Below are 21,511 nucleotides of genomic sequence, written 5' to 3' on the forward strand. Positions count from 1 at the left end.
TCCCCGGCCAAGCCCGCCCCGAGCGGTGCCCTGGCCCTGGGAGGCGCCGTGGCCCCGGCGCCCACGCAGCTCATGGAGAAGTCCAAGAAGGAGCTGACGGACGACAAGGGCATCTCCGAGGGCGGCAACACCTTCGAGGTCTACAAGCCCAACGCCTTCACGGAGACGGCGAAGGACAACCTGTCCACCTTCGCGGCGGACGTGGACACGGCGTCCTACTCCATGGCGCGGCGCTACCTGCAGCAGGGCCAGCTGCCGCCCACCCACGCGGTGCGCGTGGAGGAGTTCGTCAACTACTTCAAGTACCGCTACACGCCGCCGGAGGAAGGCGCCTTCACGGTGCACCTGGAGGGCGCGCCGTCCCCCTTCAACGCGCGCCGCCAGTTCGTGCGCGTGGGCGTGCAGGGCAAGGTCGTCTCGCGTTCGCAGCGCAAGCCCGCGCACCTGGTGTTCCTGGTGGACACCAGCGGCTCCATGGCGTCGTCGGACAAGCTGCCGCTGGCCATCGAGTCCATCAAGGTCGCGGTGAAGAACCTCAACGAGAACGACACCGTGGCGCTCGTCACCTACGCGGGCTCCACGCGGGACGTGCTGCCCCCCACGCCCGCCACGGACGTGAAGAAGATCCACGCGGCGCTGGACACGCTGGTCGCGGGCGGCGGCACGGCCATGGGCTCCGGCATGGAGGCGGCCTACAAGCACGCGGTGAAGAAGGCCGCGGCCGGCGTGGTGTCCCGCGTGGTGGTGCTCACGGACGGTGACGCCAACATCGGCCCCAACCTGAGCCCCAAGGCCATGCTGGCCAGCGTGCAGAAGTACGTGTCCGAGGGCGTCACCCTCACCACGGTGGGCTTCGGCATGGGCAACTACCACGACTCGCTGATGGAGCAGCTGGCGGACAAGGGCAACGGCAACAGCTTCTACGTGGACAGCATGAAGGAGGCGCGCAAGGTCTTCGAGACGCAGCTGACCGGCACGCTGGAGGTCATCGCGAAGGACGTGAAGTTCCAGGTGGAGTTCAACCCCAAGGCCGTCAGCCGCTACCGCCTGATGGGCTACGAGAACCGCGACATCGCGGACAAGGACTTCCGTGACGACAAGGTGGACGCGGGCGAGATTGGCGCGGGCCACACCGTGACGGCGCTCTACGAGGTGGAGCTGACCGGCGACGCGCCGCAGGAGCTGGCCACGGTGCGCATCCGCGCCAAGGCGCCCAACGGCACGGAGGCCAAGGAGCAGGCCTTCCCGCTCACCCGCGCCAACCTGAAGCCGTCCATGGACGCGGCCTCCTCCGACTTCCGCTTCGCCGTGTCCGTGGCCGCCACCGCGGACATCCTCCGCTCCGCGCCCGCCGCGGAGGGCTGGAGCCTGGGCACCGCGCAGAAGCTGGCGGAGGGCGCCGTGGGCGGTGACGCCGATCGCACCGAGTTCGTCCGCCTCATCGGCCAGGCCCGCGCGCTGATGAGCGCGTCCGCCAGCGGCCGCTAGACAGTACCCAGCACGACACACCGGGGAGACGCGCAGCAAGGGGGGCCCTGCCCGCCACCGGGATGCACCGGTGGCGGGCAGGGCTTTTTCAGGGGTGCTTCAGATGGTGGTGATGACGGGGGGCGTGGTGGTGGTGAAGAAGTCGGTGAACTTCGCCACCCAGTAGGTCCCCGACTTGCCGCCGATCTTGCACGCCTTGGTGCCGGAGGCGCTCAGGTCGGTGCCGTTGGCGGAGATGTTGGCGCCGCCCGTGAGGATGCTGCCCGTCATGTAGTCGCAGTAGATGTCCGCGTTGCGCGTGGTGGAGAGCGTGGTGGGGTCCACGGCGCGCACGGCCATGACGGTGGCGGCCGAGCCGCTCCAGCCGTTCTTCATCGTGAAGCCCACCGCGAGCCCCATGCTGGAGCCGGAGAGGGACACCGTGCCCGGCGCGGCCAGCGGAACGGTCTGGACCACCACCGACTGGCCCGTCGTCAGCGTACAGCTGGCGCCGCCCGTGCGGGTGATGACGATGTTGTACTGCGGCGGCGAGGTGGTGATCTGCACCGTGGTCGCTTCGTAGTCACAGCCCTGCGAGGACGCCGTCGTCAGACGCGCGCTCTGCTGCGACAGCTCCGCGCCGTCCTCCGCTTCCGGACCACCACAGGCGGAGAGCGCGAGGGCGGAGCCAAGGCACACCACGGACGTCAGCTTGTTCTTCAGCATGGAAATTCCTTTCCTTTTTTGGGAGGGGGAAGGCCCGAACGCTAACAAGTCTGTCTGACAGGACCAAGACACAGAGTCCTGCTTGTCCTTGACGCGGAGCGACGCGTGTATAGTGCGCGGTATGAAACGACCCGCTTCATTGCAGAATGCGTTGGTGTTGGCCCTGGCCTCGCTTGCCTGTGGGGCATGCGGAGACTCTGCCTCGGGTGGGGGCGTGCCGCTGGGTTCCGAGCAGAAAGGGATTGCGACCTTCTACGACGCCACCGGTGAGGGCAACTGCAGCTACGACAAGAGCGGCGACCTGATGGTGGCCGCGATGAACCGCGAGCAGTACGCAGACAGCGCCGCCTGTGGCCAGTGCGTGGACATCGTGGGGCCCAAGGGCAACGTGCGCGTGTTGATCGTGGACCAGTGCCCGGACTGCGACAAGGGCCACCTGGACCTGTCACGCAAGGCCTTCGACAAGATCGCCGAGGCCAAGGACGGCAGGGTCAACATCACCTGGACGCCGGTGTCCTGCGACGTGGCCGGCCCGGTGAAGTACCACTTCAAGGACGGCAGCAACCCGTGGTGGACGGCCATCCAGGTTCGCAACCACCGGCTGCCCATCCAGAAGCTGGAGTGGCGGCGCGACGGTGATTGGAAGTCCCTGAAGCGCGAGAGCTACAACTACTTCGTCACCGACTCCGGCGTGGGCGAGGGCCGCTTCCAGCTGCGCGTGACGGCCTCCGACGGGCAGCAGCTGGTGGACTCCGTGGAGAAGGTGCTGGACGACGACACGGTGGACGGGGCGGAGCAGTTCGCGCCCCAGAAGTAGGCACGCCCTTCTTCCACCCCGTCCGTCACGGCATCAGAACGTCATGATGGACGGGGCCGTCTCACTGGTGAAGAAGTCCGGGTAGCTGGCCACGTACGTGTTGCCCGAGCCCGTCTGCCCGTAGAGGGTGCCATTCTTCGTGCCGGACACGGTCAGCGTCGTCCCGTTGGAGGCGATGGACAGGCTGCCCGAGTAGATGGAGCCCCGGCCCAGGTACACGGACAGCCCCGCGTACCGGACGATGTCCAGCGTGTCCGGAGCCACGTGCCGGATGCCCAGGGACTGGGGCGAGCTGCCGCTGACGCTCGTCTTGTACGTGTAGCTCACGGCCACGCCCAGGTCGTTGGCCGCCAGCGACAGCGTGGGCGCGGTGCCGGTGGAGGTGCCCACCACGACGCTGCCCGCGCCGTACGCGCAGGTGGCGTCCGCCGCGCGCGTGACGGTGACGTTGTAGACGGGGGGCAAGGTGCCCGGCTGCGCCGCGGACGACACGGTGAAGGTGCAGCCCTGGGAGGTCCCCGTCACCAGCGCGGACTCCTGCGTGGCGAGGCCGTCCTCCCCCTCCACACCAGCGCCACACGCCGTGAGGCCCATGACGGCGCAATGAGAAACAACAGACTTGAGGTTCAGCATGGCATTGCACTCCAGGGTTGGGGTGAACTGCGCCAACCCCTTTAAAGGGCAATGCCAGACATGCAAACAGTTTAGCGCCGCAGCATACCGCGCAGCAGCTCCAGGGCTTCGGTGACGCCCTGCCAGACCTGGAGCGCCTTGATGCCTTCGCCTTCGCCCTGCACGTTGCGGCGGGCGGCGCGCTCCAGGGGCAGCAGCGCGCCCTCCACCAGTTCAATCTGCCGGCTGAGCTCCGCCGGTGAAGGGCCGTTCGCGGCGCGCTGGAGCGACTCCGCCGGAGTGGGCAGGGACACCGACACCGGCCGGTCCGCCAGCGCCGTGATGGCCTTGGCCAGCTGCGCCATGTACGGGCCGAAGTCCGGCGCGGCGGCCTGGGGCATGGGCGCGTTGCGCAGCGTGGGCGCCTCGTCCGCCTGGGTGGCCACGCGCTCGGTGAGGGCCTTGAGCAGCTGCGCCAGGTGCTTGAGGTACGGGGCCAGGTCGGTGGCCGGAGCCTGGGGCTGAGCCGGAAGCGTGACCTGGGGCGCCGGGACGGAGACCTGCACCGGCGGCTTCTGGGCGGCCTCGCGGCCCACGCGGGCCACCTCCAGCACGGCCTCGCGCAGGGCCTCCAGGTGCGGGGCCACGGGCGTGTCGCCGCTGGGGGCGTTCACCTGCGCGGCGGCCTGCACCACCGCGTCGCGCACGGAGCCCAGCTGCTCCTCGATGGCGCCCAGCTGCCCGGTGACGCGCGCCACGGGGTCGTCCTCCTTGCCCCCCATGCGCTTGACGCGGGCGAAGCCCTGCTTGATCTCCTCCCAGCGCTTCGCCTTCTCCGGCGTCAGGCGCCCGCGCATCTCCGCCAGCTTGAGCAGGTTCTGCTCCGCCGCCGTGGTGAGCGTCTGGGATTCACCTTGGTAGTGGTCGTCGATGCGGCGCTCCAGCTCGTCGTCCGTCATCGCGGAGACGACCTTCTCCGCCAGCTTGCCCATGTTGCGGTAGCTGCCCTGCAGCTTGAACGGAGGCTCCGTGCGGAAGCGCTCGTCCTGCGCGGCGGACGCGATGTACTGGAGGTTGACCTTGAGCAGCACCTGCTGGACCCGGAAGAGCCGCTGGAAGACGGCGATGATCTCCTGGAGCTCCGCCGCCGCGTAGCCGTGCTTCAGCTCGCCAGAGGGGACGTCCTCGCCCTTGGCCATCCGGATGAGGCGGTGCACGTCCTGCGGGTCGCGCGTGGCCAGCGGCGCCAGCACCGGGTTGGAGGTGAGCGCGTTCTCCAGGTAGCTGAGCGCGAACAGCTCCTCCTTGCCGTCCAGGATGTCACCCAGGTTGTAGGTGTCCGCGCGGTTGGCGAGCATGTCCGGGATGCGGAAGCGCTCACCCGTCTCCGTGTACGGGTTGCCCGCCATCACCACGCAGAACTTCTTGCCGCGCAGGTCATACGTGCGCGTCTGGCCATTCCAGACACCCTCCACGCGGCGCTGGCCGTCGCACAGGGAGATGAACTTCTGGAGCAGCTCCGGGTCCGTGTGCTGGATGTCGTCGAGGTAGAGCATCACGTTGTTGCCCATCTCGAAGGACAGGTTGATGCGCTCCACCTCCTGCCGCGCGGTGGCGTTGGGCGCCTCCGACGGATCCAGCGACTTCACGGAGTGGCCCAGCGCCGGCCCGTTCACCTTCACGAAGGTGAGGCCCAGGCGGCTGGCCACGTACTCCATCAGCGTCGTCTTGCCGTAGCCCGGCGGCGACATGAGCAGCAGCATGCCCATGCGGTCCGTGCGCTTGCCCTCGCCCGCCGCGCCCAGCTGCTTGGCCAGGTTCGCGCCGATGAGCGGCAGGTACACCTCGTCGATGAGCCGGTTGCGCACGAAGCTCGTGAGCACCTTGGGCGTCAGCTCCTCCAGCCGCAGCTTGCGCCGCTCGCGGTCCAGCAGGTCGCGCAGGTACGCGCGGTAGGCCACGTACGCGGGCACGCGCACCTGGCGGAACTCCCCCAGCCGCGACAGGAACTCGTCCAGGCGCAGGGACAGCTTGCGCTCCTGGATGCGCGGGTGGCTGCCCAGCAGGCCCGTGGCCTCCGTGGCGGTGAGGGCGCCCGCCGTCTCGCGGTCCAGCTTGCGGTCCGTGACGAGCACCACCGCCGTCTCCAGCGCGACGTGGGCCGCGTCCCCGGGGCCGCCCTCGCGCTTCACCAGGAACGCGTCCACCCAGGCGCGTGCGATGCGCAGGCGCTCCGGCAGGTTCTTCTCCAGGCCGCGCAGGTCGTCATCGAACGCGCTGCGCGAGCCGTGGCGGTCCAGGTGCGCGAGGAAGGCGTCCTTCAGCGCCAGGGCCTCGCGGCTGGTGGTGAAGCGCGGGCGGTCCACCGCCAGCTCCTCCGCCAGGTAGCGGCCCGCCTGCCGTCCCTCCGCGGGCGAAGCCGCGAGGCCGTGGCCCTGGAGGAACGCGAGCACGCGCTCCCCCAGCTCATCCCCCAGCGCCACCAGGTCCGAGCCGATGTCGAACGCCTGCCGCAGCCGCGCGAGGCTGCGCGCGCGCCGGTGGAACACGCCCCGGAGCGCGTCGTCCGTGTCGAACGCCCAGTACAGCGCGGCCCAGGCGCGAGGCACCGGGGCGAAGCGCAGGAGGCCCGCGCCCTGGTGCAGCGCGAGCAGCTTCTCCAGGAGCGCCGTCGCGTCCGCGTCATGCACGCCGCGCTCGTAGCCCTCGTCGAAGCGGTCCGCCGCGTACGCGCGCACGCGCTCCATCAGCTGCCCCTGCGCGCCGGCCTCGTACAGCGCCGAGAGCGTCAGGCCGCCCTTCCCCTCCTCCGCGTCCATCAGCAGGCCCGCGGCCAGGTACTCCGCGCGGTACACGTCGCGCGTCTCGGAGACCAGGTGCTGATCCCACAGCTCGCGGTACTTCAGGAGCTCCGGGTCCTCCAGCTTCTGCGTGTAGTCGGAGCCGGTGAGCTGGAGGTACAGCGCGCCGTCGCGCGGCACCAGCGTCAGCTCCAGCGGCTGGGTGTTCACGTGGAAGCGGTATTGCCCCAGCTTGATGAGGCCTTCGCCGCCCTCGAACAGGTCCTGCTTGTCGCGCAGCGCGCGCAGGGCGTCCTGCTTCGCGGACTTCACCCGCGACAGGACTTCATCCGCGCGCACGCTGTCCTGGAGCGCCAGCAGCTGTTCGGCCAGCTGCCGCAGCTTGAGGATCATCGCGTCGGACGCGAAGTAGGCGTTGAGCTCGTCGTCCGCCTTGAACGACTTCGCCCGGCGCTGCACGCCCTGGAGGATGCGCTCCGCCGCGCCGAAGAGGCCCGAGGCCCGGCGCTGCCGCTCGTCCACCAGCGCCTGCTTGCGAGCGCCAAAGGCCTCCAGCAGCTCCTCGCGCTTCTGGGTGATCTGCCCCAGGAACTCGTCGAACTCGCCGAAGCGGCCCTCCAGCTCCTCCAGCAGCACGGTGAGCCTGGAGAGCGCCTCGTCGCACTTCTCCGGCGAGTCCGCCTGTGACAGCGCGTTCTCGATGCTCTGCCCCAGCAGCTTGAACTGCGCGCCGAACTCCGCGCGCTTCTCCTTGCCGGACAGCTCCTTGCGCTTCGCCTGGAGCCCCGCGCGCACGCGGTTCAACCGGCTGAACAGCTCGGAGATGCCCTCCAGGATGCGAGCCCGGGCCAGCGGGTCGCCCACCTGGAGCCCGCCCACCACCTCGCCCAGGACCTCCAGGCCCTGCCCGGTGCGATCCACGTCCTCGGCCAGCGGGGCCATTTCGGCCGTGGTCGTCAGAGGCTCCAGCCGCTCCAGCAGCCCATCCAGCCGCGAGGCCAGGGGCTGCAGCGCCTCGCCCTTCTGGAGGAAGTCCACGCACGCGGTGCTCACCGCGTCGGACGCGGCCACCACGGCCTGCTCCAGGGCGTCCACGCGCCCCAGGTCCATGTAGCGGACGTCCTTCAACGTAATCAGGTGCCCGCGGTGCCGGCGCAGGTCCGCCAGCGCGCGCATGAAGCCCTCGGCGTCCGTGAGGCCTTCAGGCTGCGAGTTGAGGAGCAGCGTCTCCTGCGCCTGCAGCGCCTGCGCGAGCGACTCCTGCGCGCGCTTGCGCATCGCGAGGACCTTCTCGAACTCGTCGATGATGAGCTCGGAGGTGCGGCGCAGCTGCTCGATGGGCTCCTGGAGCCCCACTTCCGCGTGGGACAGCCAGTAGTACGCGTCCAGCGCGCGCGTGGCCGCGTTGACCAGGTCCTCGTAGGTGCGGCGCGTGGGCTTGTCCGTCTTCGCCACGCGCGGCAGCGTCAGCGCGTCGCTGATGCCGCGAACCAATTCCGCGTTGCCCACCTTGCCCAGGTAGCCCGGCGCGGGGGGCAGCTTCGCCGCGTGCTCGTCGGAGACGAACGGCGTCTGCCACACCTGCATGGGGTGCACGCGGGTGGGCTCCTGCGACGTGGCGCGGAACACCACCAGCCCGCCGTCCGCGAAGAGGCTCATGCCGTTGGCCTGCAGCGGCGTCTGCACCTCCTTGCGCACCAGGTTGTACGGGAAGAGCACGTACGCGCCGTCATCCCGGCGGTGGAAGACGTAGAGCACGTCCTCCCCGTTGGGCGAGCGCACCGCCTGGTGGAACTCCATCCCCTCCGACGCGCCGTCGAAGACCTTGTAGTCGCCCGTCTGGAGGTAGTAGCCGCCCGGGAAGACGATGCCCTGGTCCTCCGGCAGCCGCACACAGGACTGGCCAATGGCGTCGATGCGCACCACGTGCTGCGTGCGCGAGTTGAAGACGAGGTAGCGGTGCGCCTTCTCCCGGAACGGCAGGATGCGCAGGAGGATGAGCCCGCCCACCTGCGTCCAGGCGAACTCCGCGTCGTCCAGCGACTGGTCCGGGTCGTCCACCGGCTCGCTGTAGATGCCCAGGCCGGTGGTGGTGTTGTCCTCCACCTTCACGGTGAGGTCGCCCTTCACCGTCTCCACGAAGACCTGATCCAGCACGTTGACGTGCGGGTGCTGGCCCAGCACGTACTGCTCGCGCGTGGCCACCGTCCACTCGAAGTCGTGCGACGGCGGGTAGACGTGGTCGCGCTCGCCCTGGTTGTCCACGTAGGTGGCGCGGCCCTCCACGTCCACGTTGAAGCGGAAGACCTTGAGGTCGCGCGCGGACTGGCCCGTCTGGAACACCGCGAGCAGGCGCGAGTCCCGGCGCCGCAGCTGCAGCAGCTTCGCGTCCTTGTAGTACTTGTACAGCTCGCCGAAGTCCTTCACGAACCGGGGGTCCGCGAGGAAGCCGCCGGCCTCCGTGGGAGGCACGGCGGACAAATCAAACCCCTCGGCCGTCTTCTCGAAGCGGTGCAGCGAGAAGACGTCCGAGACGTTCGTCTCCTTCTTCAGGCCGATGAAGACGTTGTAGCCGAAGAGGAGGTACTTCCCGACGCTGACGATGTCGCGGGGGACGCAGTTGTTCTCCGTGCGCACCCGCTCATTGCCGATGACGGTGAGCTCCGTGCCGCCGAACAGCGCCTTGCGCCGGGCGTTGAGGTCGTTCGCCTGGGTCGCCAGCGCGTCCGCCTGGGAGAGGAGGCGCGCACGGATGACCTCGTAGCTGCCGCCCTCCAGCGTCGCCTCGCCCCCGGGCGCCTGGGCGCCCGGGGTCTTGGTGCTGTCAGTTGCCATGGATGTTCACCGGAAAGGGATTGCGATTGGCGGGAGGCTTCAGCCCTGCTGCTTCTGCGCGAGGGCCGCGGCTTCCGTCTGCACCAGCGCCTTGATGCCGGCGGCGGTGCTCTCCGTGGGGCTCACCGACATGCGGTTGAGCAGCGCCGCGACGGCCAGGTTCTGCGCGTCGTTGCTGAGGCCCGGCTTGGAGAGGATCTCCTTCAGGTCCGCCGGCAGGTCCTTCTCACCGTTGAGGTAGCCGCCGAGCGCCTTCTTCAGGGCCTCGCCGTGGTCCAGCGCGCCGTCCACCGAGCTGCCGAAGGACACGGCCTTGATGAAGTTCTCGAAGAACTTCCCGTCGCCGCCGACGATCTGGAACTTCGCGTTGCTGAACGCCTGGCCGAGCACACTGGCCTGGGCCTGCGCGATGTCCTTGCGCACGTTGATGGCGGCCAGCTCCACGTCGCGCTCCTTCTGGAGGCGCAGGCGGTACTCCTCGTGCTCGCGGCCCACGCCGTCCAGGGCCTTCATCGCGGTGGCCTTCTCCGACAGGCCCCGGGCCTCGGCCATCAGCTTCTCCTGGATGGCGTTGGCCTCGGCGAGCAGCTTCTCGCGCGTGGCGAACGCTTCCGCCTCGCCGCGCTTGTGGATGGCGCTGGCTTCCGCCTCCTGCACGCGGGCGTTCGCCAGGCCCTTCTGCTCGGAGCCCGCGGCCTCGGCGAGCAGCTTCTCGCGCACCGCGGACGCCTGCGCCTGGCCCTGCTTCTCGATGACGGAGGCCTCGGCCTCCTTCACGCGCACCTGCGCCATGCCCAGCTTCTCCGTGGCGACGGCGTCCGCCTCACGCACGCGCACGCTGGCCAGGCCCGCCGCGGCGGACTCGGCCTGGATGCCTTCGGCCAGCCGCATCTTCGCCTTGGCCTGCTTGTCCGCGGCCTCCAGGTCGGCCTCGGCCAGGGTCAGCTTCTCCTTGGCGAGGAACACGGAGATCTTCGCGCTCGCTTCCGCGGCGGTGACGTCCTTCACGGACGCCTCTTCCGCGTGCGCCTGGGCGGTGATGATGATGGCGTCCTTGGTGCGCCTGGCGTCCGCCGTCACGCGCAGGTCCTTGATGTTCTCCTCTTCCTGGGCGACGGTCTTCTCCACCGCGATGCGGGCGCGGACGACGTCCGCGATGGCCTTCTTCTCCGTCTCCAGCGCCTTCTCCTTCGCGATGCGCTGCAGCTCCGTCTCACGCTCGCGGTTGATGGCCTCCAGGGCGCGGTCCTTCTCCACGCGCTCGGTCTCCACGCCCACCACGCGCTCGCGGTTCTTCTGGGCCACCTGCACCTGGCGCTGCTTGTTCTCCTCGTTGATGGCGATCTCTTCTTCCGCCTTGATGCGCGCCAGCTGCGCCTTGGCGAACTCCTCGCTCTTCACGCGGTCGGCCTCGGCCGTCTCACGCGCCTGGATGCTGTCGATCTCGCGGCGCTGCTTGGCGGCCGCCTCCTCGCGCTGACGCTCGAGGGCGAAGATGGCCTCGTCGGCCTCCACGTTGCGCTTGGTCACCGCCATGCGCTCGGACTGGCGCAGCTCGTTGGTGAAGACGTTCTGCTCGGTGGTGAGCTGGGTGATCTTCCGGATGCCCTGGGCGTCCAGGATGTTGTCCTTGTCGAGCATCTCCACCGGGGTCTGCTCGAGGAAGTCGATGGCGCAGTCCTCCAGCATGTAGCCGTTGAGGTCGCGGCCGATGGTCTCCACCACCTTGTCCTTGATCTCATCGCGCTTGGTGTAGAGCTGCTCGAAGTTGAAGGACTTGCCGACGGTCTTCAGGGCCTCGGAGAACTTGGCCTCGAAGAGGTTCTCCAGCGTCTCCTGGTCAGAGGCGCGCGCGCAGCCGATGGACTGGGCCACCTTGAGCACGTCTTCACGCGTCTTGTTCACGCGCACGAAGAAGGTGACCTTGATGTCCGCGCGGATGTTGTCCTGGCAGATGAGGCCTTCCTTGCCGCGGCGGTCGATTTCCACCGTCTTCAGCGAGATGTCCATCACCTCCGCGCGGTGGACGATGGGCAGCACCACGGAGCCGGTGAAGGTGACCGTGGGCTCCGCCTTCAGCGTGTTGACGATGAGCACCTTGCCCTGATCCACCTGGCGGTAGAACTTGGCCACGCTGACGAAGATGCCGAAGAAGATGACGATGGCGACGAGAGCGATTGCCGCACTGGTGATGGGATCCATGGCCTATCCTGTGAAGTCCGTTGGGCGGGCCTTTTTCCAAGCACTCGGGGTCCCCCGCGAAAGCCACCCGGTGCCGATTGTCGCGCCCGTCCGGAAGGTGCCGGAGGACGCCAATGTTCATCGCTGCGCGCGCGCTCGCGCGATGGCCGCTGCCTTCAGCGGATCACGCAGCTGCTCCATTTCCTGGGGCAGGAGCCAGTCCACCGGCTCCACCTCGTACACGCCCCGCTCCGCGTCGTAGCCGAGGATCAACGCCGGCTGGCCGCGCTTGAGCTGGTTGGGCTTGTCACAGAAGACGTTGAGGATGAGGCCCGCGGCCCCGTCGTCGAAGGTGGCGTGACCGTCCTTCGCCGTCACGCTGCCGCTGGAGATGGTGCACACGCGGCCCATCAGCGCCTCGCGGCCCGGGGCCTTCTTGGCGATGAAGATGGGGCGCAGGGGCCGCACCGCGATCCCGCTCGCCACCGTGGCCACCACGAAGCAGCCGAGGCCCAGGCCCGTGCTCACGAGCCACGAGGGCAGCATGGAGAGCAGCGAGTGCGTGGCCTGTCCGCTGAGCAGCGACAGCGACCAGGAGAGGAACACCACCAGGCTCACCGACACGGTGACGGGGATGCCCCCGAAGCCCAGCGCCGCGAGCAGGCCGGTGGCGGCCTCCGCGTCGTGCAGGTGCGAGTGCCCCGCGTGGCCGACGTCATGGCCCCCGAGGGCCTTCGCGCCACCCTCCAGGATCCCCGAGGTGGCCTTGGCGCCGCCCTCGAACGCGCCGCCCATCGCCTTGGCGCCGCCCTCCAGGGCCGAGTCGCCATCCAGCATGTCGATACCCGCCGCGCCGATGATGACGCACAGCCAGTACGCCAGCACCACTCCGAGGAGGATGGTGAAGATCGCGGTCGGGAACGCCAGCAGGGCGGCGAGGAAGGTGGTCATGCCTCGGGAATAAATTTGGAGGTGGGAGTCGCAACGAACTCTAAACGACTGCACCCATATCCGAAAATGCCACCCGGGCTTTTCCGGTTGCCTGCTCTCCATGCCTCCAGGGGGCAACCGGATTGCCGCCCCGGCGTAGGCTGCGCACTACAGGGAGGCGATGTCCTCCCACGCCACCGTCTCAGAATCCGAGCCCCCCCAGCCCGCGAGCCGCCACGGAATGACCCAGCTGGAGCGGCTCCGGCAGAGCGGCCACCGGAGGCTGGGCACGATGAAGCGCGGCTTCCGCTACGTGGACGCGCGGGGCCGCGCGGTGTCCCACGCGGAGCGGGAGCGCATCAACGCACTGCGGCTGCCGCCCGCCTGGACGGACGTGGCCATTTCGCCCAAGGCCTCCGCGAGGCTCCAGGCGGTGGGCAGGGACGGCGCCGGCCGCTGGCAGTATCGCTACAGCGAGGCGCACACGCAGAAGCAGCGCGATGCGAAGTACCAGCGCATCGTGGGCTTCGCGCAGGCGCTGCCGAAGATGCGGCGGCAGGTGAGCAAGGACTTGCGCAAGCGCGGCCTGGTCAAGGACCGGGTGCTCGCGGGGATGCTGCGCATCCTGGGCACCTGCTTCATCCGGCCAGGCAGCGAACGCTACGCCGAGGAGCACGGCAGCTTCGGGCTGGCCACGCTGCGGGCGCGGCACGTGAAGGTGCATGGCGACACGGTGGTGTTCGACTACCCGGGCAAGTCCGGCGTGCGGCAGCACCGTGAGCTGAAGGACCGGCGCGTGGCGACGCTCGTGCGGCAGCTGCTGAAGGTGCCCGGGCGGGACGTCTTCAAGTTCGTGCTCGACGACGGCGCGGTGGTGGACGTGCGGCGCCGGCACATCAACGAATACATCCAGCAGGTGATGGGCCCGGGCTACAGCGCGAAGGACTTCCGCACCTGGGCAGGCACGCTCATCTGCGCCTGCGCGCTGGCCAGGGCCCGTGAGCGCGTGAAGGAGGACGGCGACAACGGCCCGGTGAAGAAGACCGTGCTCAAGAAGAGCATGGTGGCCGCCGTGCGCGAGGCCTCCGAGCAGCTGGGCAACACACCCGCGGTCGCGAAGGCGTCGTACATCTACCCGTCCGTGCTCGTCCTCTTCGAGAGGGGCCAGGTGGTGGACCGCTACTTCAAGTCGGTGGATGAGCTGACGGCGAACGCGGGCGAAGGCATGCACTGCTCGGAGAAGGCGCTGTTGCACATGCTGGGCAAGTCGAAGGGTGCCGTGAAGCAGGCGTCCGTGTAAGAGTCCCGAGGAGGAGGCATTCCCTGGCACCTTTCCTCGGCCCCAATCGCGCGCGGGTCCTCCAATGGCTGCGGGCCCCCGGCGCGGAGCAGCGGCTGCCCTTGCACCTGGGGCGTGGCAGTCCGACCGCGATCATCTCCGTGAAGGAAGGACAGTGGCGGTTGGAGCCGCTGGTCCTCGACGCGGAAGCCAACGCCCGCCGGTACGAGGAGTCCATGCGGACCAGGGGCATGTGGATGCCCGAGATGGAGTGGCCCAGCCTGAAGCCGGGGGAGCCCATCCTCTCCGCGAATTCGCGCGAGGAGTTCATCGCGAAGCTGGAAGCGTTGAACTGGACCTACGGTTGACCGTGCCCGAGTACGTCACCCACCGCGGCGCCCTGCCCCGCGCGGAGCTGGAGTCCCTGGGGGATGCCCTGCTCGGCTCGCGCTTCGTCGCGCGCAGTCCGCTGATGGGGACCTTCCGCGCGAGCCGGGGCTTCGCGTTCATCTTCACGCGCGAGGGCCGCGCGACGCTGGAGGCCCGCTTCCCGTTCCTGTCCGTCTACCTGCGGCGCATCCTGGACGACGACACCGCGCGCGGGCTGTTGCCGTGGACGCAGCGCTGGTTCGGCGGCCGTGACACGCGTCCGCGTCCCAACGCGTTCTATCTGAACCTGCTGCTGCTGGACGCGGGCACGCCGGTGGGGCGCCACATCGACGCGACGCTGCAGGAGCCGAGCGGCGTTCCCAACGCGACACCCGAACACGTGAGCGTGCTGTACCTGCGCGTTCCGCGAGGGGCGAAGGGAGGCGCGCTGCGGCTGCTGCGCGACAACGAGCTCCAGGGCGAGGTGCGGCCCCGGCCGGGCCTGCTGGTCCACTTCCGGGGCAACCTCCAGCACGAGGTCCAGGCCTTCACGGGCGGCCCGGAAGGCGCCCTGCGCGCGAGCCTCGTCTGCGAGCAGTACGCGTTCACGGACGAAGTGCTCGCCCGGCTCCCGGCATTCCGCATCCAGTCCAAGGCGGGCTTCTCCGCCTACCTGGAGGCCCAGCGCGAGCGCGACGGCGCGTCCCCTTCCGTGGGAACGCTGGAGGAGTGAGCGGCCACCCGGGCTGACCACCGCTTGCGCCCACCGGGCTCCATCCCAAGGCTTGAGGTTCAGCTTTCGACTGGGAGGATGATCATGGCGGGCAAGAAGGTGGAGGGTTACGGCGAGACCAGTGAGCAGCGCCAACGGCACCTGGAGAATGATGCGTTCTCCGAACGGGCACCCCAGAAACCCGAGGAGCTGGAAGAGGCGCGCACGGAGCCAGAGGACGGTCATCAGGTGGCCGTCATCCATCCGTTGGATTCGGACATCCCGAACGGCGAGCGCTGAGCCATTCCTCGCGGTGGACTGTTAGGGTCCGCGCCCGCGATGAGCCAGAGCCTGACCCTGCTTGCTGGTCCCGACGCCCTGCGCATCCTCCGTGGGCTCGGCTGCATGTCGTGACGACCCGGTGCAAGGGATTGCTGGGGGTGGAGGACTCCCGCGTGCAGCTCGCGGGCTTCGTGCTGGGCGCGCTGGCGAACGCGGTGAGCCGCAAGACGCTGGGGCTCCACATGGAGCGCGTCGTGTTCCACACCGCCGGAGACACCAGCCCCTTCGCCGGACTCAAGGACCTGCCGTCCGTGCACTGCCCGCTGACCCGCGAGAACCTGCGGCCGGCGCTCATCGCGTCGGGCTCCATCCCGATGGTGCTCGCGGGCGTCCACGACATCCCGGGGGCTCCGCCCGGCACGTACCGGGACGGCGGCGTCGTCGACTACCACCTGGACGTCGACTACGGCACGAGCGACGGGCTGGTGCTCTATCCACACTTCTATCCGTACGTGGTGCCCGGCTGGTTCGACAAGTCGTTCAAGTGGCGCCGCGCGGGGCCGCTCAACTTCCGCCGCGCGTTGATCATCACGCCGTCCCCCGCGCACCTGGCGCGGCTGCCTGGAGGCCGCATCCCGGACCGCGCGGACTTCACGGGGATGAAGGCCGACGACCGGATCCGCGCGTGGAAGCAGGTGCTCACCGAGGGCGACCGCATGGCGGATGAACTGCGCGAGCGGATCGCCTCCGGCCGCATCGCGGAGCACGTCCAGCCGCTATAACCAGGCTCAGGAAGCGAGCCACGTGCGAAGCGTGGCGTAGACCTCCGGGTGGTCGAGCAGGTCCAGGTGATTCGCGCCCGGGATGATGCGCTGGTGCGCTTCCGGGAACCGCAGCGTCAGCTCCGGCAGGGCATGGCGCCCGAGCGCGCTGTCCACCGGGACCAGGCCGTCACCGGGCAGCCGCTCCGCCAGTGCCTTCGCGGTGGTCGCGGCGACCGCGTAGCAGTCCACGCCCTCCGGCAGCGTGAGGCCGCGACGAACATCCCCACCCCACCCGAAGCGCTCGCGTCCCTCCCAGTGCGCGTCGAGCACGTTGCCGAAGCGAAGGTCCGTGACTCCGGCACCGCGGATCCGTCCCAGCCGTGCGAACGGCGCGCTGTACGGGCTGAACTCCAACAGCACGTCCACCCAGCTTCCACCGCGCTCCAGCGGAGAACCGTGATGGGGCGAGCCAAGGCAGACGAGCCGCCGCAACAAGGGGCGCCAGCCATGGCCCGCGCTCTCCGCCGCGAGGCACGCGCTCCGCGCCACGAGCCCACCCATGCTGTGCCCCAGGAGCGTCACCGATTCGAGCGGCACGGGCCAGCAGGACACGAGCTGTTCCAGCAGCTCCGAGAACGCACGTCCGTTCCGCGAGATGTGCAGACCGCTGTTGTAGTGGAGATACACCGGCGTGTAGCCGAGGTCGCGCGCCAGCGCCGCGCCGTGGTCATGCCCTCGCCGGCTCCACTGCAGGTCGTTCATCGAGGAGCCATGGACCAGCACGAGCAGCCGGCGCCCTGCCTCCGGAAGGGCGGCGCGCAGGGCCCCAGGCTCCAGTTGCAACGGCTGTCCGTGGACCCGGAACGCCATCGGGATGGCGAGCGGGTTGCCCTGCTCCTCCAGCGCATCCCCCAGCACCCCGTTCAGCGCGGAGAGCACGGCCTCTCGCTGGGGTCCCGGAGCACTGTCGCCCAGCCACGGTGAGAGCTGCCCGAGCACGGCATCGACTCCGTCCCCGACGTGCCGTGTGACCTCCTGAAGCGTCGAGTAGATCCACCCCGTCACGGCCCGCGCCGGTCGCTCCAGCGGCCTTCCCAGGACGGACGGCCCACTGGCGATGGTGCAGTGCACGTCCCCGACAAGCCCCATCACGCCCCGGGTGGCCTGCACCACGAGGTGACTGACACCCCGCAGGACCTCCGCGTTCTTCCCTGCTCCCGGCGACCGGCTGCTCATGGCTCGTCCCTCCATGGCCAAACCTACCGGACCGTAACCTACCGGACCGTAGGGTCCAGGGTCAAGCCGGGGATCGCCTCAAGCGCTCCAGCTCCTCGCGCAGGGAACGGTTCTCCGCGCGAAGCGTCTGGAGCTCGGTCGACACCGGGCGCAGCAGCTCGTCGAGCTCCGCCTCGGTGAACCGGGGCGTGATGTGCTTGGGGCAGTTCCAGTCGAAGCCCTCCACCCGGAGCACGAAGCCACGCTCGGCCTTCGTGCCCTCTCCGGCAACCTCCAGGCGCTCCATCGTCGCGGGGTCCGTTTCGCGGGTGATGACGGACGCGTGCGCCAGGACCTTCAGGCGGGCACGGTTCGGGTAGTCCACGAAGATGAGCGCGACCCGGTCGTTCCCGCTGACGTTGCCCGCGGAGATGTACTGCTTGTTGCCCCGGTAGTCCGCGAAGCCCAGCGTGTGCGGATCCAACACCCGGACGAAGCCCGGAGGACCGCCCCGGTGCTGGATGTAGGGCCAGCCGTTCGCACCCAGGCTCGCCATGTAGAAGCTGTCACGCTGGGACAGGAACTCCGCCTCGTCGGGCGAGAGCACGTCCGGCGCGTCCCCTGCCCTCTCCATGCGGGCGTAGGCCGCACGGCTCCCGAACTGTTGCTGCAGCGCCTTCACAGCGGGCGTGAAGGCAAGTCTTGCGAAGCGGCCCATGGTTTTCTCCCTCGATGCACTCCGTATAGCCATGGGGCGTGCTGAAATAATCAGCTGGACCGGCAAGACTTCATTGCCAACTCCGCAAGAATCATGGACCAGCTCTTCACGCTTCGAACGTTCGTCGCCGTCGCCCGGCAGCGCAGCTTCACGGCCGCCTCCCGCCACCTGCGCATCTCTCCGTCCGTGGCGACCCGTGCCGTCGCCCAGTTGGAGGAGCGGCTGGGGCTCGCGCTCCTCACGCGCACGACGCGCTCCGTGCGCCTCACCGAACGCGGACAGGTGTACCTGGAGAGCTGCCAGCGGCTGCTGGAGGACCTGGACGAAGCCGAGCGCCGCGTCCGGGGCGAGAACGCCGAGCCCCGAGGCGAGCTCCACCTCGCCGCCCCCATCGTCTTCGGGCGGCTCCACGTCCTGCCCGTGGTCCAGAGGCTGCTCGTGGCGCATCCGGACTTGTCCATCCGCTTGCAGCTGTCGGACCGGAACCAGCACCTCGTGGACGAAGGCATCGACGCGGCCGTCCGCCTGGGGGAGCTGAAGGACAGCAGCCTCATCGCCCTCAAGGTCGCCACGGTCCGCCGCGTGCTGGTGGCGAGCCCCCGCTACGTGAAGCAGCGCGGTGCGCCCCGCTCACCCGCGGAGCTGATCCGCCATCAGCTCATTGACTTCGAGAACCTCAACACGGCGAACGAGTGGCGCTTCGGCGCGAAGGAGCAGGCGGTCCGCGTCCAGCCCCGCCTCATCGTGAACAGCGCGGACGCGGCCATCGCTGCGGCGGAGCAGGGCCTCGGCATCGCGCGCACGCTGTCGTACCAGGTGGCGGACGCGGTGCTCGGGGGGCGGCTCGTCCTGGTCCTCGGGGCGTTCATGCCGCCTCCGGTCCCGGTGAGCGTCATCTACCCCGGCCGCCGAAGCGCCTCCGCGAACGTGGGCGCGTTCGTCCGCACGGCGCGCAGCCACTTCGAGCAGCACCCGCTGCTGCCCGTCGAGGCGTGGCGCCCGGCCAGACGCTGAAAAGCGAAAGGGCCCCGGCGTTTCCACCGGGGCCCTCTCTCTAGTTGCGGGGGCAGGATTTGAACCTGCGACCTTCGGGTTATGAGCCCGACGAGCTACCAGGCTGCTCCACCCCGCGTCACCGTGACGCGGTACTGCTGTTATCACCTTGAACACCCGGGGTCGAAACTTTCATTTCGACCCCGGGCTCTTCAAGTTGCGGGGGCAGGATTTGAACCTGCGACCTTCGGGTTATGAGCCCGACGAGCTACCAGGCTGCTCCACCCCGCGGCGAGAACGAGAGGCTAAGTACCGAAGCCTCTCGTCAGCGTCAACAACTACTTACCAAGCTTGCTGAGCAGATCCGCGAAGGTGCCGAAGCCCTTCTTGCCAGCGCCCTGCGGCTGCTGCGTCTTCTGCCACGCCTCGACCTCGGCGCGCTCCTCCGCGCGGACCGCCGCGGGGATGGACAGGCGGATCTTCCCGGAGGCGTCGATGTCGATGATCGCCACCTTCAGCTCCTGGCCGATGGAGAAGTGCTTGCGGATGTCCGTGCCACGGTCCGTGCCCGTCTCGCTGGCGGGGATGAGGCCCTTGCCACCCGGGAACGCGAGGAACACGCCGTACGGCTCCAGCCGGTCCACCTTGCCCACGACGACCGCGCCCACCTTGGGACGGGGCGCCGCGGCCTGGGCGGCGGCGGCCTGCGCGGCCTGGGCCTGCTGCGCGGCGCGCTCCTCGGGAGGACGCTGGGCCTCCTCCTCGGAGATGCGGCGCAGGCCGATGCGCTTGTCATTGGGGTCGATCTTCTCGACCGCGACCCAGATGACCTCGCCTTCCTTCACGGCGTCGCGCGGGTGCGCGATGCGGCGGTCGCTCAGCGCGGAGATGTGCACCAGGCCGTCCACGCCCGGACGCAGCTCCACGAAGGCGCCGAAGGGCTGGAGCCGGACGACCTTGCCCTGCATGCGGTCGCCCTCCTTGATCTCCTCCAGCGCCTTCTTGAACGGATCCTCCTGACGCGAACGCAGCGACAGGGTGATGCGCTCCTTCTGCTTGGACTTGTCCGGGGAGTTGGGCTGGCCCTCCTCCATGCGGAGGATCTCCACCTCCACGTCGTCACCCTGCTTCACCACGTCGCTGGGGTGAGCAACGCGCGTGTAGGAGAGCTCGGAGACGGGGATCATGCCCTCCACGCCGCCCAGGTCCACGAACACGCCGAAGTCGCGCACGCCGGAGACCTTGCCCTTGACCGTCTTGCCCACGGCCAGGGTCTTGCGCGTCTCCGTGGCCAGCCGGCGCTGCTCGTCCTCCAGCAGCGAGCGGCGCGACAGCACCACGTTGCGGTCGCGCACTTCCGTCACGCGGAACTGGAGCTTCTCACCGATGAACTGATCCGGCTTCTCCACGAAGCGGATGTCCAGCTGGCTGATGGGGCAGAAGGCGCGCGTCTCGCCGATGGCGACTTCCACGCCACCCTTGTTCACGCTGAGGACCAGGCCCTCCACCGGCATGCCGGAGGCGCGGGCCTCCGCGAGCATGGCGAAGGACGCGTTGCCCTTGGCCAGCGCGCGGCTGAGCATGATGCCCTTGGCGCCCATCTCCACGACGTGCGCCTCCAGGCGGTCGCCCACGCCGAAGCGCAGGATGCCCTCGTCGTCCTTGAGCTCGCGCAGCTCGATCATCGCCTCGGACTTGGAGGCGCCGTCCAGCGACACGAACGCGGTGTCCGCGCCCAGCTGGAAGATGGTGCCGGCGACCTTCTCGCCCACGCGCACGCCGCGGCGGCCGGGAGCGCCACCGTCCTTGACCTGCGCCTCGAACATGTCCGCGAAGGACTCGGTCTCCGGGACCTCGTCGTACAGCGGGCTGGGCGGCGCGGGGGCCGGGGTCACCGGGCGCGGCGTCGGAGCCGGCGTGGAGGCCGCGGAGGCCTGCGCGTCGGCGCCCGTCTGCTCCGCGGTCGCGGTCGCCTCGGCGGGCTTCTCACCCTCCAGGGCGCGCGTCTCGATGGAGCCCGAGGCCCGCTTCACGACCACCATGGGCCCGGAGGGACGGCGCTCGCCGCCCCCGCCACCACCCCGGCGCTCGCCGCCACGGCCACCGCCGCGCTCGCCACCGCCGCGGGGCGCGTCGCCCTGGGGACGGGGCTGCGACTGGGCGTCGCGAGGACCGCGATCACCGCGGCCCGGGCCGCGCTTCTCATCGCGATCGCCACGGCCACCGCCGCGCTCGTTGCCCTGGCCCCCCGAAGGGATGCCCAGCATCACGTCGCCAAACGTGGCCTTCGGCTTCTTGGGACCGAAACCGCCAGGACCGCCCGAATTTCCGCCGCTCTTCTCGTCGCTCACTGCCGAGACCTTCCGTTGACGATTTCCGACCCGGGACTTCCTTGAAGTCAGGGCCTCTTGAAAAAGGCGGCGCACTCTACACGCGCGCCATGCCCGGAGGAAGCCGCATACGGCACTCCTCTTCACAAAGGGCCTCCTATCGCAACGGAAAGGGGCCTGTCCTGCATTCCGTTTGAGCTCCCAGGCATTGCCTGGAAGGCAGCCGTCCCGCCGGGCGCCGCGCCGCGTCTACCGGGCCAGACCCAGCCGCCGCCCCACCTTGCGGAAGACGGCGCCCGCCTCTGGGACACCCAGCGCGGCGGACACCGCGAAGTAGACGACCCCGAAGGGCACGGCCGTGGCCAGCAGCCCCAGCACCGGGTGCAGCCGGGGCGGCACCAGCAGCCCCCCGCCCCACTCCAGGTCCACGCCGGGCATGGGTCCCAGGAGGCCCGTGAGCCCCTGTTTGACGGCCAACGC

The 21,511-nt window shown here is 69.5% G+C and carries 16 protein-coding genes, 2 tRNA genes and 1 pseudogene; 8 read left to right on the forward strand and 11 right to left on the reverse strand.

Annotation, left to right across the window (positions count from 1 at the left end; translation table 11 throughout):
- Window positions 1–30: 30 nt before the first annotated feature.
- Window positions 31–1,488, forward strand: coding sequence for a von Willebrand factor type A domain-containing protein (locus D7X55_RS14855; protein ID WP_233609857.1), 1,458 nt, complete (start codon window positions 31–33; stop codon window positions 1,486–1,488).
- Window positions 1,489–1,587: 99 nt separating this feature from the next.
- Here the strand turns inward: D7X55_RS14855 and D7X55_RS14860 are convergent, their stop codons facing one another.
- Window positions 1,588–2,193 carry a hypothetical protein gene (locus tag D7X55_RS14860; protein WP_120551559.1) on the reverse strand — a complete coding sequence of 202 codons (606 nt, stop codon included), beginning with the start codon at window positions 2,191–2,193 and terminating at the stop codon, window positions 1,588–1,590.
- Window positions 2,194–2,407: 214 nt separating this feature from the next.
- Here D7X55_RS14860 and D7X55_RS14865 point away from each other — a divergent pair, with 214 nt between their 5' ends.
- Complete coding sequence (locus D7X55_RS14865) at window positions 2,408–3,010, forward strand: expansin EXLX1 family cellulose-binding protein (protein ID WP_120551558.1); 603 nt, start codon at window positions 2,408–2,410, stop codon at window positions 3,008–3,010.
- Between the two features lie 33 nt (window positions 3,011–3,043).
- Here D7X55_RS14865 and D7X55_RS14870 read toward each other — a convergent pair whose 3' ends face one another.
- The 4 genes from D7X55_RS14870 to D7X55_RS14885 all read right to left on the reverse strand — a co-directional run bounded on the left by D7X55_RS14870 (window position 3,044) and on the right by D7X55_RS14885 (window position 12,390).
- A complete protein-coding gene (locus D7X55_RS14870; protein WP_121723395.1) occupies window positions 3,044–3,643 on the reverse strand; it encodes a hypothetical protein in 600 nt (199 codons plus the stop codon).
- Window positions 3,644–3,714: 71 nt separating this feature from the next.
- On the reverse strand, window positions 3,715–9,258 hold the full coding sequence (locus D7X55_RS14875) for a DNA repair ATPase (protein ID WP_121723396.1): 5,544 nt from the start codon (window positions 9,256–9,258) through the stop codon (window positions 3,715–3,717).
- 39 nt (window positions 9,259–9,297) lie between these two features.
- A complete protein-coding gene (locus D7X55_RS14880) occupies window positions 9,298–11,460 on the reverse strand; it encodes a flotillin family protein (RefSeq protein ID WP_120551555.1) in 2,163 nt (720 codons plus the stop codon).
- 117 nt (window positions 11,461–11,577) lie between these two features.
- Window positions 11,578–12,390 (reverse strand): hypothetical protein, encoded by an 813-nt coding sequence (locus tag D7X55_RS14885; RefSeq protein WP_120551554.1) that lies wholly within the window; start codon window positions 12,388–12,390, stop codon window positions 11,578–11,580.
- Between the two features lie 220 nt (window positions 12,391–12,610).
- Here D7X55_RS14885 and D7X55_RS14890 point away from each other — a divergent pair, with 220 nt between their 5' ends.
- The 5 genes from D7X55_RS14890 to D7X55_RS14910 all read left to right on the forward strand — a co-directional run bounded on the left by D7X55_RS14890 (window position 12,611) and on the right by D7X55_RS14910 (window position 15,793).
- Window positions 12,611–13,669, forward strand: coding sequence for a DNA topoisomerase IB (locus tag D7X55_RS14890; RefSeq protein ID WP_120551553.1), 1,059 nt, complete (start codon window positions 12,611–12,613; stop codon window positions 13,667–13,669).
- 101 nt (window positions 13,670–13,770) lie between these two features.
- Window positions 13,771–14,016, forward strand: coding sequence for a hypothetical protein (locus D7X55_RS14895; protein ID WP_121723397.1), 246 nt, complete (start codon window positions 13,771–13,773; stop codon window positions 14,014–14,016).
- Window positions 14,017–14,018: 2 nt separating this feature from the next.
- Complete coding sequence (locus D7X55_RS14900; RefSeq protein ID WP_120551551.1) at window positions 14,019–14,750, forward strand: 2OG-Fe(II) oxygenase; 732 nt, start codon at window positions 14,019–14,021, stop codon at window positions 14,748–14,750.
- Window positions 14,751–14,834: 84 nt separating this feature from the next.
- Complete coding sequence (locus tag D7X55_RS14905) at window positions 14,835–15,029, forward strand: hypothetical protein (RefSeq protein ID WP_121723399.1); 195 nt, start codon at window positions 14,835–14,837, stop codon at window positions 15,027–15,029.
- Window positions 15,030–15,139: 110 nt separating this feature from the next.
- Complete coding sequence (locus tag D7X55_RS14910; protein WP_233609856.1) at window positions 15,140–15,793, forward strand: hypothetical protein; 654 nt, start codon at window positions 15,140–15,142, stop codon at window positions 15,791–15,793.
- A gap of 6 nt (window positions 15,794–15,799) precedes the next feature.
- Here D7X55_RS14910 and D7X55_RS14915 read toward each other — a convergent pair whose 3' ends face one another.
- Window positions 15,800–17,011, reverse strand: a complete 1,212-nt coding sequence (locus tag D7X55_RS14915; protein WP_120551550.1) for an alpha/beta hydrolase — start codon at window positions 17,009–17,011, stop codon at window positions 15,800–15,802.
- 61 nt (window positions 17,012–17,072) lie between these two features.
- Entirely contained in the window at window positions 17,073–17,708 is a 636-nt protein-coding gene (locus D7X55_RS14920; RefSeq protein WP_120551549.1) for a pyridoxamine 5'-phosphate oxidase family protein, read from the reverse strand.
- A gap of 93 nt (window positions 17,709–17,801) precedes the next feature.
- Between D7X55_RS14920 and D7X55_RS14925 the strand changes: the two genes are divergently transcribed.
- Complete coding sequence (locus D7X55_RS14925) at window positions 17,802–18,722, forward strand: LysR family transcriptional regulator (RefSeq protein WP_121723398.1); 921 nt, start codon at window positions 17,802–17,804, stop codon at window positions 18,720–18,722.
- A 44-nt stretch (window positions 18,723–18,766) separates the two neighbouring features.
- Here the strand turns inward: D7X55_RS14925 and D7X55_RS14930 are convergent.
- The 4 genes and pseudogenes from D7X55_RS14930 to D7X55_RS14945 all read right to left on the reverse strand — a co-directional run.
- A tRNA-Met gene (locus D7X55_RS14930) sits at window positions 18,767–18,840 on the reverse strand.
- 78 nt (window positions 18,841–18,918) lie between these two features.
- Window positions 18,919–18,992, reverse strand: a tRNA-Met gene (locus D7X55_RS14935).
- 47 nt (window positions 18,993–19,039) lie between these two features.
- Complete coding sequence (locus D7X55_RS14940) at window positions 19,040–21,052, reverse strand: S1 RNA-binding domain-containing protein (RefSeq protein WP_120551547.1); 2,013 nt, start codon at window positions 21,050–21,052, stop codon at window positions 19,040–19,042.
- 228 nt (window positions 21,053–21,280) lie between these two features.
- Window positions 21,281–21,511: pseudogene (locus D7X55_RS14945) on the reverse strand (murein biosynthesis integral membrane protein MurJ); the annotation flags it as partial.

The sequence above is a fragment of the Corallococcus sp. AB049A genome, from assembly GCF_003668885.1.
GTDB classification, from domain to species: domain Bacteria; phylum Myxococcota; class Myxococcia; order Myxococcales; family Myxococcaceae; genus Corallococcus; species Corallococcus interemptor.

Bases quoted from the DNA above. Each gene is read 5' to 3' on its own strand.
- D7X55_RS14860 (WP_120551559.1), bottom strand. From the start codon at position 2,193: ATGCTGAAGAACAAGCTGACGTCCGTGGTGTGCCTTGGCTCCGCCCTC.
- D7X55_RS14920 (WP_120551549.1), bottom strand. From the start codon at position 17,708: ATGGGCCGCTTCGCAAGACTTGCCTTCACGCCCGCTGTGAAGGCGCTG.
- D7X55_RS14905 (WP_121723399.1), top strand. From the start codon at position 14,835: ATGGCGGGCAAGAAGGTGGAGGGTTACGGCGAGACCAGTGAGCAGCGC.
- D7X55_RS14885 (WP_120551554.1), bottom strand. From the start codon at position 12,390: ATGACCACCTTCCTCGCCGCCCTGCTGGCGTTCCCGACCGCGATCTTC.
- D7X55_RS14915 (WP_120551550.1), bottom strand. From the start codon at position 17,011: ATGAGCAGCCGGTCGCCGGGAGCAGGGAAGAACGCGGAGGTCCTGCGG.
- D7X55_RS14925 (WP_121723398.1), top strand. From the start codon at position 17,802: ATGGACCAGCTCTTCACGCTTCGAACGTTCGTCGCCGTCGCCCGGCAG.
- D7X55_RS14875 (WP_121723396.1), bottom strand. From the start codon at position 9,258: ATGGCAACTGACAGCACCAAGACCCCGGGCGCCCAGGCGCCCGGGGGC.
- D7X55_RS14870 (WP_121723395.1), bottom strand. From the start codon at position 3,643: ATGCTGAACCTCAAGTCTGTTGTTTCTCATTGCGCCGTCATGGGCCTC.
- D7X55_RS14890 (WP_120551553.1), top strand. From the start codon at position 12,611: ATGACCCAGCTGGAGCGGCTCCGGCAGAGCGGCCACCGGAGGCTGGGC.
- D7X55_RS14880 (WP_120551555.1), bottom strand. From the start codon at position 11,460: ATGGATCCCATCACCAGTGCGGCAATCGCTCTCGTCGCCATCGTCATC.